13 protein-coding genes are annotated in these 16,298 nt (G+C 61.0%); 5 read left to right on the top strand and 8 right to left on the bottom strand.

The annotated features are described in order from the left end of the window. From BLR25_RS21855 to BLR25_RS09650, 4 genes are all read right to left on the bottom strand, one after another. The coding region (locus tag BLR25_RS21855) for a TRAP transporter small permease (protein WP_342718538.1) at positions 1–257 on the bottom strand (257 nt) is incomplete at its 3' end. Then, complete coding sequence (locus BLR25_RS09640) at positions 208–963, bottom strand: SDR family oxidoreductase (RefSeq protein WP_091937025.1); 756 nt, start codon at positions 961–963, stop codon at positions 208–210. The genes BLR25_RS09640 and BLR25_RS21855, both read right to left, overlap by 50 nt. A gap of 14 nt (positions 964–977) precedes the next feature. Beyond that, positions 978–1,979, bottom strand: coding sequence for a zinc-dependent alcohol dehydrogenase (locus BLR25_RS09645; protein ID WP_143009813.1), 1,002 nt, complete (start codon positions 1,977–1,979; stop codon positions 978–980). A 75-nt stretch (positions 1,980–2,054) separates the two neighbouring features. Continuing rightward, complete coding sequence (locus BLR25_RS09650) at positions 2,055–3,020, bottom strand: C-terminal binding protein (RefSeq protein ID WP_218122690.1); 966 nt, start codon at positions 3,018–3,020, stop codon at positions 2,055–2,057. A 325-nt stretch (positions 3,021–3,345) separates the two neighbouring features. Here BLR25_RS09650 and nosR point away from each other — a divergent pair, with 325 nt between their 5' ends. The 3 genes from nosR to BLR25_RS09665 are packed head-to-tail and all read left to right on the top strand — an operon-like array spanning position 3,346 to position 6,623. After that, positions 3,346–4,692 carry a response regulator c-di-GMP phosphodiesterase, NosR family gene (gene nosR, locus BLR25_RS09655; RefSeq protein ID WP_091937032.1) on the top strand — a complete coding sequence of 449 codons (1,347 nt, stop codon included), beginning with the start codon at positions 3,346–3,348 and terminating at the stop codon, positions 4,690–4,692. Then, a complete protein-coding gene (locus BLR25_RS09660) occupies positions 4,689–5,264 on the top strand; it encodes a response regulator (RefSeq protein WP_091937034.1) in 576 nt (191 codons plus the stop codon). The genes nosR and BLR25_RS09660 overlap by 4 nt, the downstream gene beginning before the upstream one ends. A gap of 42 nt (positions 5,265–5,306) precedes the next feature. Further along, complete coding sequence (locus tag BLR25_RS09665) at positions 5,307–6,623, top strand: ATP-binding protein (protein ID WP_091937036.1); 1,317 nt, start codon at positions 5,307–5,309, stop codon at positions 6,621–6,623. A gap of 13 nt (positions 6,624–6,636) precedes the next feature. On the opposite strand, the gene BLR25_RS09670 is transcribed toward BLR25_RS09665, so the two are convergent. Further along, positions 6,637–7,959: a response regulator gene (locus BLR25_RS09670; RefSeq protein WP_091937038.1), complete on the bottom strand. Its 1,323-nt coding sequence runs from the start codon at positions 7,957–7,959 to the stop codon at positions 6,637–6,639. Between the two features lie 30 nt (positions 7,960–7,989). After that, positions 7,990–8,580, bottom strand: a complete 591-nt coding sequence (locus tag BLR25_RS09675) for a response regulator (RefSeq protein WP_091937040.1) — start codon at positions 8,578–8,580, stop codon at positions 7,990–7,992. A gap of 137 nt (positions 8,581–8,717) precedes the next feature. On the opposite strand from BLR25_RS09675, the gene BLR25_RS09680 reads away from it, so the two are divergent. Both BLR25_RS09680 and BLR25_RS09685 read left to right on the top strand, forming a co-directional pair. After that, on the top strand, positions 8,718–9,821 hold the full coding sequence (locus BLR25_RS09680) for an ABC transporter substrate-binding protein (protein WP_091937042.1): 1,104 nt from the start codon (positions 8,718–8,720) through the stop codon (positions 9,819–9,821). Between the two features lie 67 nt (positions 9,822–9,888). Next, positions 9,889–12,798, top strand: a complete 2,910-nt coding sequence (locus BLR25_RS09685) for an ATP-binding protein (RefSeq protein WP_091937044.1) — start codon at positions 9,889–9,891, stop codon at positions 12,796–12,798. On the opposite strand, the gene BLR25_RS09690 is transcribed toward BLR25_RS09685, so the two are convergent. Both BLR25_RS09690 and BLR25_RS09695 read right to left on the bottom strand, forming a co-directional pair. Next, positions 12,786–14,840, bottom strand: coding sequence for a putative bifunctional diguanylate cyclase/phosphodiesterase (locus BLR25_RS09690; RefSeq protein ID WP_176785823.1), 2,055 nt, complete (start codon positions 14,838–14,840; stop codon positions 12,786–12,788). The two genes, BLR25_RS09685 and BLR25_RS09690, sit on opposite strands and share 13 nt — an antisense overlap. 49 nt (positions 14,841–14,889) lie before the next feature. After that, positions 14,890–16,230: an ATP-binding protein gene (locus BLR25_RS09695; protein ID WP_091937048.1), complete on the bottom strand. Its 1,341-nt coding sequence runs from the start codon at positions 16,228–16,230 to the stop codon at positions 14,890–14,892. Positions 16,231–16,298: the final 68 nt, after the last annotated feature.

A 16,298-nucleotide genomic window follows, 5' to 3' on the forward strand; every position in this document is an offset into this window, starting at 1 on the left:
CCCAGGAACACCATCCAGACAAAGAGAAAACGCGAAACCTCTTCCGAAAATATGATCCCGTAGTTGAACCCGTAGCGCAGCACCACGTTCCCGAATACCAGCAATACCATCAGCCCGAATATGCAGATCAGCAGCCATTCGAGCGACTTCAGCAACAGCCTTGAAAACATCTTTATTCCCCTCCCTGTTCTTTCTGCCGGTGTCGCCTTAGCGGCCCATCCAGCCGCCATCGACGGTGATGATGGTGCCATTGACATAATCCGAGGCGCCCGATGCAAGATAGATCGCAGCGCCGACCATGTCTTGCGGCTTACCCCAGCGGCCCGCCGGAATACGTTCCATGATCTGGCGGCTGCGCGTCGCATCGGCCATCAATGCCGTATTCATCTCGGTATCCATGTAGCCCGGGGCGATGCAGTTCACGTTGATGCCCTGGCTGGCCCATTCGTTCGAGAGCGACTTGGTGAACTGCGCGACTGCCCCCTTGCTGGCGGCATAGGCCGGCACGGTCAGTCCGCCCTGGAACGAGAGCAGCGAGGCAATGTTGATGATCTTGCCCGACTTCTGCGCGAGCATCCGCTTGCCAACTTCCTGGCACATGAAAAAGACCGCGTTCATGTTGACGTCGATGACGTAGTTCCAGTCCTGGCGCGGGAACTCGGCCGCCTTGTGGCGGCTTTGCACGCCGGCGTTATTGACGAGAATGTCGATCCGGCCGAAATCCGCTTCGACCTTGGCCACCAGCGCGGGAATGCCGTCGATGTCGGCGAGATCATGCACATAGAATTTGCCGCAGACACCCTGTGTGTTGATCTGGTCGATGACATCCTGGTCGGGGGTGCGGCCGACGACAGCGACATTGGCGCCAGCCTTGGCAAGACCGATCGCCATCGCCTTGCCAAGCCCGCGATTTGCCCCGGTGAACAGCGCAGTTTTTCCCTGGAGATTGAAAATATCAAGCATGGACAGTCTTCTTTCTACAATTTGAAAAGCATCTTGATGGCGTTGGCGCCCTTGAGCAGATCCTGGAAAACAGCAGGCGCCTGCTCCGGCGTCGAGACGAAAAGCATCAGTTCGAAGTCGATCGTGCCGCTGCCGAGAATGCCGGCGGCAATCTCGAAATCGCGGCGCTCGTAGACGCGAATGCCGATCATCGTCAGTTCCTTGAACTCGATCTTGAGCAGATCGACTTCCGGCGGCTTCTTGTAGGAGCCGACCACCACGGCGGTACCGCGCACCTTGATGACGTCCATCAGCGTTGCCTGAACACTCGGGTGCGCCGCGCAATCGAAGGCGAAATCGGCGCACAGCCCCTGCGTCGCCGCCTTGACGCTGGCAACGACATCGTCATTGGCGGCGTCGATCGTGATGAAGCCGAGTTTCTTGGCGATTTCCAGGCGATAAGGATTGGCTTCGACGACGATCACCGAGCGCGCACCGAAATACTTGAGGCAGGACGCCACGCACAGACCGATCGGACCGGCACCATAGACGACGGCCGTATCGCCGGGCTTGTAGCCCGAACGACGGACGGCATGCACCCCGACGGCGACCGGCTCGATGAAGGCGCCCAGCTTGAGCGACAGCCCGGCGGGAATCTCGACGACCTTGTCGGCCGGCACCTTGACGTATTCGGCCATGCCGCCGTCGCAATCGATACCGATCAGCTTGAGCGTGTTGCAGACATGCGGATTGCCGCTCTTGCAGGGCTCGCACTCGCCACAGGAAAGCAGCGGATAGACGGTTACCGGCGTCCCCTTGGCCAGGGTCGGATGTCCCTTCTCGATGACGCCCGAGAACTCGTGCCCCATGATCAGCGGCGCCTTGGCGCGTGGGTGTGTTCCCTGGTAAATGAACATGTCGGAACCGCAGATACCGGCATAGGCAACCTTGATCAGGACTTCGTCTGCAGCCAGTTCAGGGACCGCGCGGTCTTCAGCGGCGACATCCTGCGCACTCTTATACACAATACTTTTCATGCCAATCACTTCCTTCAAGAACGGGATTCGAAAATCATGCGGACAGCGGACGCCGGCTTGACCGGCCGCCGCTACTCAGAACTTGTTCACCTGGTACCAGGGTGCCTCGCCACGCAGCACGCGACGTACTTCTTCGGCCGCCTTGCGTTTGAGCTCCTGCGCCGATTCGCTCGAATGCCAGGCCATATGCGGCGAGCACAGGAAATTGTCATATTTGAAGAGCGGATGATCGACGCGTCCCGGCTCGCTCGCCAGCACATCGAGCGCAGCGCCGGCCAGGCGCTTCTCGGCCAGCATCTTCTCCAGAGCGACTTCATTGACGATGTTGCCGCGCGCCGTATTGACGAGATACGCCGTCGGCTTCATCAGGCCGAGTCTCGCTTCGTCGAGCAGATTGCGCGTTTCGTCGTTGAGCGGGCAGTGCACCGAAACCACATCGGATTCGCGCAACAGCGTTTCCAGCGACACCAGTGTGACGCCCTCGGGCGCGCGCGCCGGATCGGTGATGTAGGGGTCGAAAGCCAATACGCGCATGCCGAGCGCGCGCACCTTGCGCGCCATCGCACTGCCGATTCGGCCGATGCCGATAATGCCGATCGTCTGCACCTGGTGGCGGAAGATCGGCTGCATCAGGCGGAAATCCCACTGTCCTTGCTTGACGTAAGCATTGGCCTGGGCAATCTTGCGCGTCAGGCACAGCATCATCGCCAGTGCGTGATCGGAAACTTCCTCGGTGCCGTAGTCCGGCACATTGCTGGCAACGATCCCGAGTTCGGCAGCCGCCCTGAGATCGATGGTATCGACGCCAACGCCATAGCGGGCGATGATCTTGCAACGTTTCAGGTGCTGCATCACGCGCCGGGTCAGCGGCGCATACATGATGATCAGCCCCTCGGCGTCGGCGCACTGGGCGATCACCTCGTCCTCGCTCCGACAGTTCAGCCAAGGCAACTCACGACAGACATCGGCCAGCACCCGTTTTTCGATGTCGATATCGGGATGATCGCAATCGGCCACCAGCACTACATGGTCGTTATTCACAGAAAAGTCCTCTCAACGCAGATTAGATCGACGCCAGCCGGCCTGTTGCCCCGACAATTGGTCAGATATGTAGAAACACCATTCTCGAATATTACCACCAAAACAAAAAAACGGAACATCGTTTCGTATTTAAGCATTCATTGTGGCAGGCGTCGCGCACGACACCTCCGGAGGAAACGAGCGCCAGGGGGAGATGTGGCGTTCTCCGCGCCGATCCGTCCGACATCGTCATAAGTCCGTTGCCGACTTAGAACCAATTGGCGTAACGTATTGCCTGAGCCCAAAGGACACCAAGCAACCCTTTCGCAAAGCCCCCGAAAAACGAATGGACACCGTAATTTCTCCGACGCCCGCCCCTGCCGCCGATCCGATCCCGACCACCGTGCTGTTGGTGGACGACGAGCCGAACATTCTCTCCTCGTTGCGGCGCCTGTTGCGCCCGACCGGATACCGGACGATCACCGCGGAAAGCGGACGCGCCGGGCTGGAGATTCTCGAGAAGGAGCACGTCGACCTCGTCATCTCCGACATGCGAATGCCGGAAATGGACGGCGCCCGCTTCCTCGAAGAAGTGCGCAACCGCTGGCCCGGCATCGTTCGCATCCTGCTCACCGGCTACGCCGACATCAGCTCGACCATCGCTGCCATCAACCGGGGCGAGATCTACCGCTATATCTCGAAGCCCTGGAACGACCACGACTTGCTGCTCGTCATCCGCGAAGCGCTGGAAAACAGCCGTCTGCGCGGTGAAAACGAGCGTCTGCTGGCCCTCACGCAGGCACAGAACGAGGCGCTCAAGGATCTCAATGCCGGCCTGGAAGACAAGGTCAAGCAGCGCACGGCCGAGATCGAGCAGATCAACAGCTTCCTCAATCTCGCGAACGACAAGCTCAAACAGAACTTCCTCATCTCGATCAAGATCTTCTCGGGCCTCATCGAACTGCGCGGCAACAACGTCGGCGGCCACTCGCGCCGCGTCGCCGATCTGGCAAGACGGCTCTCGGCCAAGCTGGGCATGACTTCGCGCGAGCAGCACGACATCTTCTACGCTGCCCTGCTCCATGACATCGGAAAGATTGGCTTTCCCGACACGCTGATCGCCAAACCCGTATCGAAGATGAGCAGCGACGAACTGGTCCTCTACCGCAAGCACCCGGGCATCGGCGCATCGGCCCTGACGGCGCTGGAGGAACTGGCCGACGTGGCGCGTTACGTGCGCACCCACCACGAACGCTTCGACGGACTAGGCTTCCCCGACGGCCTCGAAGGCAATGCCATTCCCCGCGGCGGACGCTTGTTGGCGGTCATCAACGAATACGACTCGCTGCAGGGCGGCATGATGTCCGAAAAGCGGATGAGCGCGGACGAAGCCAGAAAATACATCGAGCAGTCGCGCGGCAAACGTTTCGACCCCGAAATTGTCGATGCTTTCTCGGCGCTGCTCGACACCATCGCCGAAGAATCGATCCGCGACAAGGCCGTCTACTACACTGACCTGTGCAGCGGCATGGTGCTCTCGCGCGACATCTTCAGCAAGGAAGGGCTGCTCCTGCTCGCCGCCGACTTCGTCCTCGACGCCCGCGTCATCCGCCAGATCCAGGAATATGCGAAGCGGGAAAAGCTGCAGATCACGGTGCATGTGCACCTCGATCCGCCGGGACCGAAATCATGAAACGGGGATTGCTGCTTGACGACGAACCCTTCGTCCTCAAGGCACTGCAGCGGGTGCTGACGCCCGCCGCCGCGCACGGCCAGCTGCCGCAGCTGCAACTCGACCTGTTTGCCGGCCCGGCCGAAGCCCTCGACAAGGCCCGCCACACGGCCTATGACTTCGTAATTGCCGATTACCGCATGCCGATCATGAGCGGCGTCGAATTCCTCCGGCAATTGCGCGCCATTCAAGCCGATACCGTGCGGATCATCCTCTCCGGGCAAGCCGACCTGGAGGGCATCATCGGCGCGATCAATATCGGCGGAATCCACCGATTCATCGCCAAACCCTGGGACAACGACGCGCTGATCGCCGTCCTGGCCGAAGAGTTGGCGAATCGCGAGACGCGCCTTGAAAACGGGCGCATGGCCGACGCCGTGCGCGTCGAACGCGGCAGTCTCACGGCGGAAGAACTCGAACGACGCCGGCTCGAAGCGCTCGAACCCGGCATCACCCAGGTCAATTGGGGTCCCGACGGCGCCGTATTGCTCGATGAGTCACTGCTTGACGCGCCGGAAGCGCGCCACAAGTAATCCTCATTTCTGCGGCCGCCACTTGCCCTCGACACCACGACGATGACCACGGAAACCCCTCCCCCCTCGGACAGCCGCATTGATGCGCGGGTACTGTTTGTCGAGGACGACGCGCTCCAGCTGATGGCCCTGCGCCGATTGGGCGAGAAGATCGTCAGTGCCGTCCGCGGCGCGCCGGATGGACAACAGGGGCTCCAAGTCTGGCGGGATTGGCAACCGGACGTCATCGTCACCGACATCCACATGCCGCACATGAACGGGCTCGAACTCTCCGCCGCGATAAAGCGCGAGAACCCCGACGCGCAAATCGTCGTCCTGACCGCCGACCTCACCGACGACAGCCTGATCGAGGCGCTGCATGCCGGCGTTGACCGCTACATCACCAAGCCGGTCGACATGCGCTTGCTCGCCGATGCCATCCGCAAATGCCTGCGCGACCGTGATCACCTGAAAGAACTCCGGCTCAACCGCGAGATTACCCTGCTCAACACGGCGCTGCAGAAGGAAAAAGCCGAGCATCTGGCCCTCATCCGCCGACTCGAGGAAGCGCACAACCAATTGCTTCAATCGGAGAAAATGGCCTCGATCGGCCAACTGGCCGCCGGCGTCGCACACGAGATCAACAATCCGCTAGGCTTCGTCACCGCGAATTTCAGCGTGCTCCAGCAATACATCGCCCGTCTCTCGCGTCTGCTTGCCACTTACGCCGGCTTCGAGAACGACTTGTCCGCGCAGGAACGCGAAACGCTCGCGCACGTCAAGGCGGAGATCGATTTCGAATTTCTCAACGAAGACATCAGCGACATGTTTGAGGAATCCTCGTCGGGACTCCGTCGGGTCAAGCAGATCGTGCAAAGCCTCACCGATTTCGCCGAAGGCGGCGGCACGGATTTCGAGCCCTGCGACCTTCACGAGTGTCTGGAAACGACGCTCAGCGTCATGACGCACGAATTGAAGGGGAAAACACAGATCCTGCGGGAATACGGCGATCTACCGATGGTCGAGTGCATTCCGTCCGAAATCCGGCAAGTCTTCATGAGCCTGCTCGTCAATGCCGCCCAGGCCATCACCGGAGAAGGACGCATCGTCATACGCACCTGTCGGCAAGACGACTTTGCCTGCATTGAAGTCGCCGACAACGGCCATGGCATCCCCCCCGACATCCTGCACCGCATTTTCGACCCTTTCTTCACCACCAAACCGGTCGGTGAAGGAACGGGGCTGGGATTGTCGATTGCGCATGGCATCATCCGCAAGCATGCGGGACGCATCGACGTGGAGAGCGCTCCCGGCCAGGGCACGACTTTCCGGGTCCTGATCCCCTTTCACCGCCCGGAAGCGGCCACCACGACGGCGTAATATCCGGCCGAGGTCAGCGGCGCCGGATCGGCAAGCTGATATGGAATATCGTCCCTTTGCCCGGTTCGCTGCAGACGGCGATCATGCCGTTATGCGTCTTGACGATACCATAGGACAGGGACAATCCGAGCCCGGTCCCCTCGCCGACGGGCTTGGTGGTGAAGAAGGGATCGAAGACGCGGCTCTGGTGTTCCGGCGAAATGCCCCGTCCGTTATCGGCGATCTCGATCCAAACGGAATCGCCTGAAACCCCGGTGCGGATGTCGATCTCGCCGCGCACCTCTTCCGGAATGGCCTGCGCCGCATTGACCAGCAGATTCAGGAAGACCTGGCCCAACTGCGAGGGCAGACACTCGACCGGCGGCAGGTCGCCGTAACTCTTGCGCACGGCCGCCCGGTACTTGATCTCGTTGTTGGCGATATTCAGCGCGGAATCGATGCACTCGTGAAGATCGGCCGTCTCCCACGCCGGATTGAGATCGACGTGAGCGAAACGTTTCAGATCCTGGACGATCTTGCGTACGCGGGACAAACCGTCGAGCGACTCCTCGATCAGCATCGGACCGTCCTGGCGCACATAGTCGATATCGATGGCCTGGCGCTTCTGCCGCAGTTGCTCCATGAGAGGCGAATCCTTGCCGCACTCGGCCGCCAAGCCTTCATAAACCGCCAGCAAGGACAAGAGACCGTCGAGATAATTCTTGAGCGTGCCCAGATTGGCATTGACGAAGCCGATCGGATTATTGATCTCATGCGCCACACCGGCGGCAAGCAGACCGATGGCCGACATTTTCTCCGACTGCAGGAGTTGCGACTCCATCTGGCTCAGGCGATGACTGGCCGATTCGAGCTTGCCGGCGCTGTCGGCGACGCGCGATTCGAGCAAGCTGCTGTAGCGTTCGAGCGCGTTCTGGTAGCGCTTGAGCTTGAGCAGATTGCGGACGCGCATGACCAGTTCGGCCTTGGCCACCGGCTTGGTCAGGAATTCCTCGACGCCGTTGGACAGCGCAGCCAGACGCGACTCCGCATCCCCCAAGGCCGTCAGCATGATGATCGGAATATTCGCGGTACGCGCCTCCGCCTTGAGGATTTCGGCGACATCGAAGCCGCTGATTCCCGGCATCATGACGTCGAGCACGACCAAATCGGGAAGGCGGTGGTCGATCTCGTTGAGCGCTTCCTCACCGGACGAAACCGAAACGATCTCGTAGCCCTCATGGCGCAATTGGGCGGCGATGACATTGCGATTATGCGCCTCGTCGTCGACGACAAGAATGACGGCGGTATCGCCCTCGTATTTCAGATCAGCGCCCTGCACGAGACTGGAAGCATCCATGATTATGGTCTACACCGGGACAAGCACCGTTCAGCCCGGCGGCACACGCCGCACATGCCATCCATCGTAATAGGCTCTGACCAGAGAAACAAGCAGCGATGCTTGAATCGGCTTGTGAAACACGACGACGCCTTCGGGAACACCACCATTACGAACAATTTCTTCGTCATCCAGACCGGTGACCGCGATGATCTGCAGAGGACGATTCTGCGTACTGGAAACAAGCGTGTTAAGCATGTGGAAGCCATCCAGACCCGGCATGATCAGGTCGGTAATCAACACCTGCGGCGGACGCTCGCCGAACTTGATCAGGCCTTCGACGCCATTGCCCGCCACCCGCAGTTCGATTTTCGGCGAAATGCCTTTGAGCTTTGACACCAGCATTTGCCGCAGCACCTCGTCATCCTCGACGATCAGGACGCCAAAGGATTCCGCTGGCGCGCCGCAGGCTTCTTCCCGCGCGCGCAATTGCTCATCGACCGAGGAACGTAATATGCGGCGGTGCCCCCCGGGCGTTTTCCATGCACGCAAGCGACCCTGTTCAACCCAGAGTTGCACGGTACGCACACATATTCCCAAGGCATCGGCGGCCTCGCTGGTGGTACAGGAATGATCATTCATGGCATCTTGATTTCGTTTGCAATTTTTGACGCATCAATTATGATATTTATCAAATATACTCTTTAAATCATTTTTTTCAACTCTCTCTCACCCGACGACGGCCCGATTCGACGCCGCCCGCACTCGAAGGAGCGCCCATGATCCGCTGCCTCATCACGCTGCTCACCATTTTTTGTGCACTGCTGACAGGCTGCGGCCCGCAGGAACCGATCCGGATCGGATTCATCGGCGGCCTGTCCGATCGCAACTCGGACAACGGCCAGTCGGGCCTCAACGGCGTCACGCTCGCCATCGAGAACTTCAATCGCGCCGGCGGTGCCAACGGGCGCCTGGTCGAACTGATCGCCCGCGACGATGCGCAGAATGCCGAAACCGCGGCAAAGTCAGCGAACGAACTCGTCGGTGCCGGCGTCGAGGCGATCATCGGCCCCTTCACCAGCGGCATGGCCGAAGTCATCATACCGATCACCGGCAAAGCCGGCATTTTCGAGATCAGCCCGACCATCACATCGATGGCCTTCTACGGCAAGGACGATAATCTGTTCCGCATCAATCGGACGACACGCGACAACGCCGTCGATTACGCTGCCGTCATGGCACGCCGCGGTCTCGTGAACATTGCCATCGCCTATGACATTCGGAATCGCAACTTCTCCGAATCCTGGCTGAAGGAATTTCGCGAAGCGCTCGCGACACACCGGGGAATAATCGCCGCGGCGATCCCGTACGAATCGGCGGCCGACAGCGATTTCGACAGCATCGTCCGCGACCTGCTCAAATCGCGCCCGGACAGCCTCTTCTTCATCTCCGGCGCCATCGACGTCGCGCGACTTGCCAAGGCCGCGCGCAGTCAGGCGCCGAAACTGCCGATCGGTGCCAGCGAATGGGCGTCCACAGAACAGCTGATCGACCTCGGCGGTGAATTCGTCGAAGGCCTGCTGATCGTCCAGAATTACGACCGCGACGACCGCTCCCAACGTTTCACCGAGTTTTCCGAGGCGTATCTCAAGCGTTTCCAGCGCGCGCCGGGCTACAGCTCGGTTTCGGCGCACGATGCCGCCACCGTCCTGCTGACGGCGCTCAAGCAACGGCAGAAGAACGAAACGATCAAGGCCGCCGCCTTGCGCAGCGGCCCCTATCAAGGCTTGCAGCAAGAGATCGTCTTCGACCAGAATGGCGACACGCAACGCAAGGTCTATTTCACCCAGATCCGTTCGGGGCGCTACGTCAAGATAGAGTGACCTCAATGACAAGCAACTTACTCACCGCCCGGCTGCCTGCGCCCGGCCTTATCCAATCGCCTTTGTCATGACCGGAAAATCGCGGCTCGCCCGCCTGTATGATGGATGGAACGCTTCGCTGCGGGCACGCCTCGTCACCCTGAGCGTCGTTCCGTTGCTGGTCGCCTTCCCGATGATCATCGCCGTGATGGTCATCGTCGGTGGCGCCAGCTTCGATCGTCAACTGACCGTCAACGTCTTCGGCAAGGTCGAAGGCATGCGCACCTATCTCGACCACGTCGGTGCGCGCTCGATCGACTACCTCAAACAGCAGGCCACCTCCGACCGCATCACGACACTGCTTGCCGCCCACTTCGCGACGAAAAGCCATCGTCACGAACTGGCCGAAACGCTGAAATCGATCACGCAAAGCGAACAATTCGATTTCCTGATCATCGGCGACCGTTCCGGAAAAATCATCGCTTCCAGCCTGGGCAGCGAACGTAGCGGCACCTTGCCGGACACCTTCGTCACCCGCCAGGCGCGCACGGGCCTTCCCGCCTGGGCTTACGAAGTCCTGAGCGAGCAGCAGCTGCGGGCACTGTCACCGACGCTCGCCGAACGTGCCCGAATCGAATCGGGCAGCACTGTCGAGGGACGCGGTCTGCTGATCAATTTCGCCGTACATTTCCCGCTCTCCTCCCGCTATCCGGACACCATCCTGTTCGGCGGCATCCTGGTCAGCCGCAATTCCGGCCTGATCGATCATATCCGTGACATTGTCTTCCCGATCAACGCGCAGATTGGCAGCCTGTCGGGAACCACCTCGGTTTTTCTCGACGATCTGCGTGTCGCCAGCAACGTCCGCACGTCGGACGGCCACCGCGCAACCGGGACGCGGGCGAGCGGCGACGTGGTGCGCGACGTTCTCGTTGCCGGCAAGACCTGGGCGAAACATGCCTTTGTCGTCGATAACTGGCAAATTTCCGGCTATGAACCGCTGCGCGATGGCGACGGCAAGATCATCGGCATGATCTATGCGGGATTCCCGGAAGCCCCCTATGTCCGCGAAAAATGGTTCCTGCTCGGCAGCATCACCCTGCTGCTGGCGCTTTCCATGCTCGTGCTGACGATCCTGCATCTGCGCAGCGCCCAGCACCTGACCCGCCGCCTGCGCACGATCTCCGAGGCGATGACGGCGCTGCGCCAGGGCGACCATTCGGTGCGCGTCGGCCAACTCGGCGGCCAGGACGAGATCACCCAGCTCGGCGGCGACTGCGATGCACTGATCGTCACGCTGGCCGAACAGGAACAAGCCCAGCGTCATTACCAGGCGCAGATCATCGAAGAGATTTCGCTGCGCCGGGCGCTGTTCAACAATGTCCGCGACGGTATTGTCGTCCTCAACGACGATGGCAGCGTTTTCGAGGCCAATCAACGCTTCGCCGAGATGCTCGGCTATCTCCCCGAGGAAATCCTGGCCCGTCACGCCTGGGACTGGGAAGAGACCACGCCCGAGGAATCGCTGGCCGCGCTGCGCGCCGTCACGCGCAGCGGCGCAACGCACCAGCGCAAGCAACGCCGCCGCGACGGCAGCCGGTTCGATGCCGAAATCAGCGCTACCCGGATCGAATACGGCGAAAACCGTTTCATCCTCTGCCTCGAACACGACATCACCGAGCGACTGAGACTCACCGACGAACTCGAACGGCACCGCGACCACCTGCGCGAACTCGTCGACGCCCGCACGCGCGAACTCGAGACCGCCCTCAAGGAAGCCAAGCAGGCCAACAAGGCCAAGAGCGACTTTCTCGCCAACATGAGCCATGAAATCCGCACGCCGATGAACGGCATCCTCGGCATGACCGAAGTCCTCCTCGAGTCGCCGATATCGGCCGAACAACGCGATCACCTGCAAGTCGTCAAGGCCTCCGGCGACGCGCTGCTGGCGATCATCAACGACATTCTCGACTTCTCGAAGATCGAGGCCGGCCGGCTCGAACTCGAACACATTCCGTTCAACCTGCCCGACCTGATGCAATCGCTGATCGCGCGGCAACAACAGCCGGCCAAAGCCAAGGGACTGGCGCTGCAGCTACGCCTCGCCGACGACCTTCCGCCAACCGTGATCGGCGACCCCATCCGGCTCGGTCAGATCATGACCAACCTGCTCAGCAACGCGATCAAATTCACCGCGCAAGGCAGTGTCAGCGTCGAGGTCCGCCGCGACGGTGCCGATGACGGCCCTCACGCCAGGCTGCGTTTCTCGGTAACGGATACGGGTATTGGCATTGCCCCGGAAAAGCGCCAGGGCATCTTCGACGCCTTCGTCCAGTCGGACAGCTCCGTCACCCGGCGTTTTGGCGGCACCGGACTCGGACTCGCCATTTCCCGCGAACTCGTCGCACGCATGGGCGGAACGCTTGACCTCGACAGTGAACTCAACCGCGGCAGCTGCTTCCATTTTTCCGTCGACTGCCCGATTCCTCAATCGAACGATGCCCCGACGACGCCCGCCAGCACACCGGCACCAGCGAACACAGGCAGCGGCACGGGAGCCGCCCCGGTGGCCACGAGCACAGCCCGATGGAATATCCTGGTCGCCGAAGACAACAAGATCAACCAGCGGCTGATCTCGGCCATGCTGAGCCGCTCGGCGCACACCGTGACGCTTGTCGGCACCGGCAATGAAGTCCTCGCGCAGCTGGCGAAGGCGCATTTCGACGTCATCCTGATGGATCTTCAGATGCCCGAACTCGACGGACTGGAAACGACGCAGCGCATTCGCGCCGAGGAGGCCGCAAGCGGAAAGCACCAGCCGATCATCGCCCTCACCGCCGACGCCCTGGTCGGCGACAAGGAACGCTGCATCGCCGCGGGCATGGACGGCTACGTCGCCAAGCCCTTCAGCCGGCAGGAACTGCTGCAGACGCTGGCAAACGTCATCGACGCCGCAAAGACCGCAACCCGGGAAGACGCGGGCGCTTACAAGGCATAGGCCTGGTTGCGGCAAATCAGTGCCGCGAAATCGTCGGCGGGCACTGCCCGTGCGAAATAGAAGCCTTGCGCGCAATCGCAGTCATACTGCCTCAGGATCGCCAATTGCTCGGCCGTCTCGACGCCTTCGGCAACGACGCTCAGCTTGAGCCGGTGCGCCATCTCGATAATGCTGCGCACAAGCTCGGTACTCGCCGAGCAGGAGGTCAGATCGCGCACGAAACTCGCATCGATTTTCAACGTATCGATCGGAAATCGACTGAGATATGACAGTGACGAATAGCCTGTCCCGAAATCGTCGATCGCCAGGGACAGGCCCATGCGCTTGAACATCATCAGCGTCTCGACCGTGTCACCGTCATCGGAAACCAGGGCGCCCTCGGTTAACTCCAATTCGATCTCGCTGCCGGACACACCCCGCGCCGCCAGCACGCGGGTCAGCAGATCGACCGTATTCTGACGCTGGAACTGGCTGGCCGACAAATTCAGGGCGATGCAGGGCGGGGATATCGCCTTGCCACGCCATTCGGCGATCTGGCGACACACCTCGTCGAGCACCCATTCGCCGACGACATTGATCAGTCCCGACGTCTCGGCGAGCGGGATGAACACGCCCGGCGGCACCAGCCCGCGCACCGGATGCTGCCAGCGTAACAAGGCCTCTGCCCCAATAATGCGCCCATCATGCAGACTGACCTTCGGCTGATAATGCAGAAGGAATTCCTCGCGTTCGACGGCCCGGCGCAGATCCTGTTCCAGCGAAAGCCGCCGACCCGTCTCGGCATTCATCTCCGCCTGATACACCCGGTAAGTGTTGCGCCCACCCTGCTTGGCGTCGTACATCGCCGCCTCGGCATTGCGAAGCAGGGTTTCCGGCATGTCGCCATCGCGGGGGAAGCAGCTGATGCCAAGGCTCGGCGTCACGAAGACCTCGGTCGCATCGACCCTGACGGGCGATTCGCACGCCGCCAGAATCTTTTCCGCGACACGGCGAATGTCGTCCACACCGCTCACCATCGGCAACAACAGGGCGAACTCGTCGCCACCAAGACGCGCCAGCAAGTCCTCGCGACGCAGGCAGGTCATCACGCGGGAGGACATCGCCACCAGGAGACGGTCGCCGAAATCATGACCGAAGCTGTCGTTGATGTTCTTGAAGCGGTCGAGATCGAACATCACGATACCGCACATCAACTCGCGACGGTTCGCCTGCAGCAACGCCGTGCCGATATATTCCATGAACATCGTCCGGTTCGGCAGACCGGTGAGTGCGTCATGGAAGGTCGCGTGCCGCATCCGCTCGTCCGCCGCCTTCTGGCTGGAGAGATCGATGAACATGCCGACATACTGCTGCAGGTGCCCCTGCCGGTCGTGAACGGCGGAGACATTGAGGCGCAGCGGATAGCGAGTGCCGTCGTGCCGCCAGCCATCCAGCTCACCGCTCCACTTGTCCTCGTGCTGCAAATGCGCCCACAGCATCCCGCCTACCGGACTGTCCTCGTTCCAGGCAAAGAGATCCGAGCAGGACTGGCGCGCCACCTGTTCCGGAGCGAAGCCGGTCACTCGCGTGAATGCCGGATTCACCGACTGAATATTGCCATCGGCATCGGCAATGAAAATTGCCTCGGCGGAATTCTCGTAAATCTTCGTCAGTTGCGTGCTGTTGCGGCTCAGATCGTAGCGCTCGCAAGCCTCCGCCAGCGTCGCCCGCAACAATTCGTCGTTCCAGGGCTTGGCGATGAATTTGTAGATGTTTCCGTGGTTGACGGCATCGCTGATCGAGGCGAAATCGGAATACCCGGACAAGACCACGCGCACGGACTCGGGACACACCTCGCGCGCACGCGCCAGGAACTCGGAACCGGACATCCCCGGCATGCGCTGGTCCGAAAGAATCACGTGCACATCGTTGGCCGCCAGGACATCGAGCGCCTGCTCGCCACTCGATGCCGTCAGAATACGGTAAGGATCATGCCGGAGCAGACGAACGAGGGCACGAACGATGTATTCCTCGTCATCGACAATCAGCAAAGTATGTCTCATGAAAATCCTTGGTACGGCGACCACACGATCGCCCGGTACGCGCCTTTCCCTATCCGACAGCACCGCCAGGCAAGGGTTCATCCTGCCTGAGCGCGCTCACTGGTAATACCAACCGGAAGCATGCCCCTTGCTTCAACACGCTCTCGACCTCGATACGCCCGCCGTGATTCTTGACGATCCCGTACGACAGGGCCAATCCGAGCCCAGCCCCGCTGCCGACCGGCTGCGTCGTAAAAAAGGGATCGAAGACCTTGCCGATCGTTTCCGGCGACATTCCTATACCATTATCGGCAATCTCGACGCGAACCTGACCCGCATCGACCACGGCCGTACGGATGCGGATTCGCCCGCCCGGCCGATCGCCGATCGCCTGCACGGCGTTCTTCAAAACATGGCGGAATACCTCGATGATCTGCTCCGGCAGGCACTCGATCGGCGGCAGCGCCCCGAACTCCTTGACGACCTCCGCCGCCACCGGCATCTCCTCGCCGAGACGCTTGAGCGCCATGTCGATCCCCGCGTTGAGATCGAAGGGCTGCCAAGCCTCCCGGCTGTCGAGTTCGGCGAAGTCGCGCAAACCTTGCACGATGCGCGCGACACGGCGAATCCCGTCGCAGGACTCGTCAATCAGGCTGGGGGCGTCCTCGCGAATGTACTCGAGATCGAAGCGCTGCCGTACCGCACGCAAGGCGGCGGCGGTTTCCCCGGCCAGCGGAGCGACGATCTCTTCGTAAGCCGCGAGCCCCGCCGACAGGTCGTCAAGATACTTGCGCAGCGACCCGAGATTGGAGAGCACGAAACCGATCGGCGTATTGATCTCGTGCGCCACCCCAGCCGCCAGCTGACCGATCGACGCGAGTTTCTCCGACTGGATCAGTTGCGTCTGCATGGCTGACAGGGCCGCGTTCAACTCGCTCAATTCGATGCAGCGCCGCGACAATTCCGCCTCGGCCAGCTTTCTCGCCTGGATATCCTCCTCCATCTGGCGATTCGCGACATGAAGACGCTGCCGCAAGCGGGCCACCCGATCGACGGCCAACAGCTTGGTGCGCAATACGCCGTCATCGACAGTCTTGGGCAGCAAATCGTCGCCGCCGGCATCGACGGACGTCACGAAATTCTCGGTCGTCGCCACCGACGTCAGAAAGACGATCGGCGTCCACGCCCATGCCTGCGACGCCTCGAACAGCCGGATCTGATGCGTCGCGGCGAATCCGTCCATGACCGGCATCTCGATGTCCATCAGCACCAGGTCCGGCGCCAGTGCCTTGAATTTCTCGACGGCCACGGCACCATTTTCGGCACATGACACCTCATGCCCAAAATTTGCCAGACGCGCCGAAAAGATCGTCGAGGCTGAGCGAGAGTCATCGACGAGAAGAATTCTCATGGCCACCTCCGAACCCGCAGGAACCGACTACAGGGAAAATTCCGGCATTAATGCAGGAAATGATAAAA

The organism is Propionivibrio dicarboxylicus, assembly GCF_900099695.1.
Taxonomy (GTDB): Bacteria; Pseudomonadota; Gammaproteobacteria; order Burkholderiales; family Rhodocyclaceae; genus Propionivibrio; species Propionivibrio dicarboxylicus.

Bases quoted from the DNA above. Each gene is read 5' to 3' on its own strand.
- BLR25_RS09675 (WP_091937040.1), bottom strand. From the start codon at position 8,580: ATGAATGATCATTCCTGTACCACCAGCGAGGCCGCCGATGCCTTGGGA.
- BLR25_RS09660 (WP_091937034.1), top strand. From the start codon at position 4,689: ATGAAACGGGGATTGCTGCTTGACGACGAACCCTTCGTCCTCAAGGCA.
- BLR25_RS09695 (WP_091937048.1), bottom strand. From the start codon at position 16,230: ATGAGAATTCTTCTCGTCGATGACTCTCGCTCAGCCTCGACGATCTTT.
- BLR25_RS09670 (WP_091937038.1), bottom strand. From the start codon at position 7,959: ATGGATGCTTCCAGTCTCGTGCAGGGCGCTGATCTGAAATACGAGGGC.
- nosR (WP_091937032.1), top strand. From the start codon at position 3,346: ATGGACACCGTAATTTCTCCGACGCCCGCCCCTGCCGCCGATCCGATC.
- BLR25_RS09690 (WP_176785823.1), bottom strand. From the start codon at position 14,840: ATGAGACATACTTTGCTGATTGTCGATGACGAGGAATACATCGTTCGT.
- BLR25_RS09640 (WP_091937025.1), bottom strand. From the start codon at position 963: ATGCTTGATATTTTCAATCTCCAGGGAAAAACTGCGCTGTTCACCGGG.
- BLR25_RS09685 (WP_091937044.1), top strand. From the start codon at position 9,889: ATGACCGGAAAATCGCGGCTCGCCCGCCTGTATGATGGATGGAACGCT.
- BLR25_RS09645 (WP_143009813.1), bottom strand. From the start codon at position 1,979: ATGAAAAGTATTGTGTATAAGAGTGCGCAGGATGTCGCCGCTGAAGAC.
- BLR25_RS09665 (WP_091937036.1), top strand. From the start codon at position 5,307: ATGACCACGGAAACCCCTCCCCCCTCGGACAGCCGCATTGATGCGCGG.
- BLR25_RS09680 (WP_091937042.1), top strand. From the start codon at position 8,718: ATGATCCGCTGCCTCATCACGCTGCTCACCATTTTTTGTGCACTGCTG.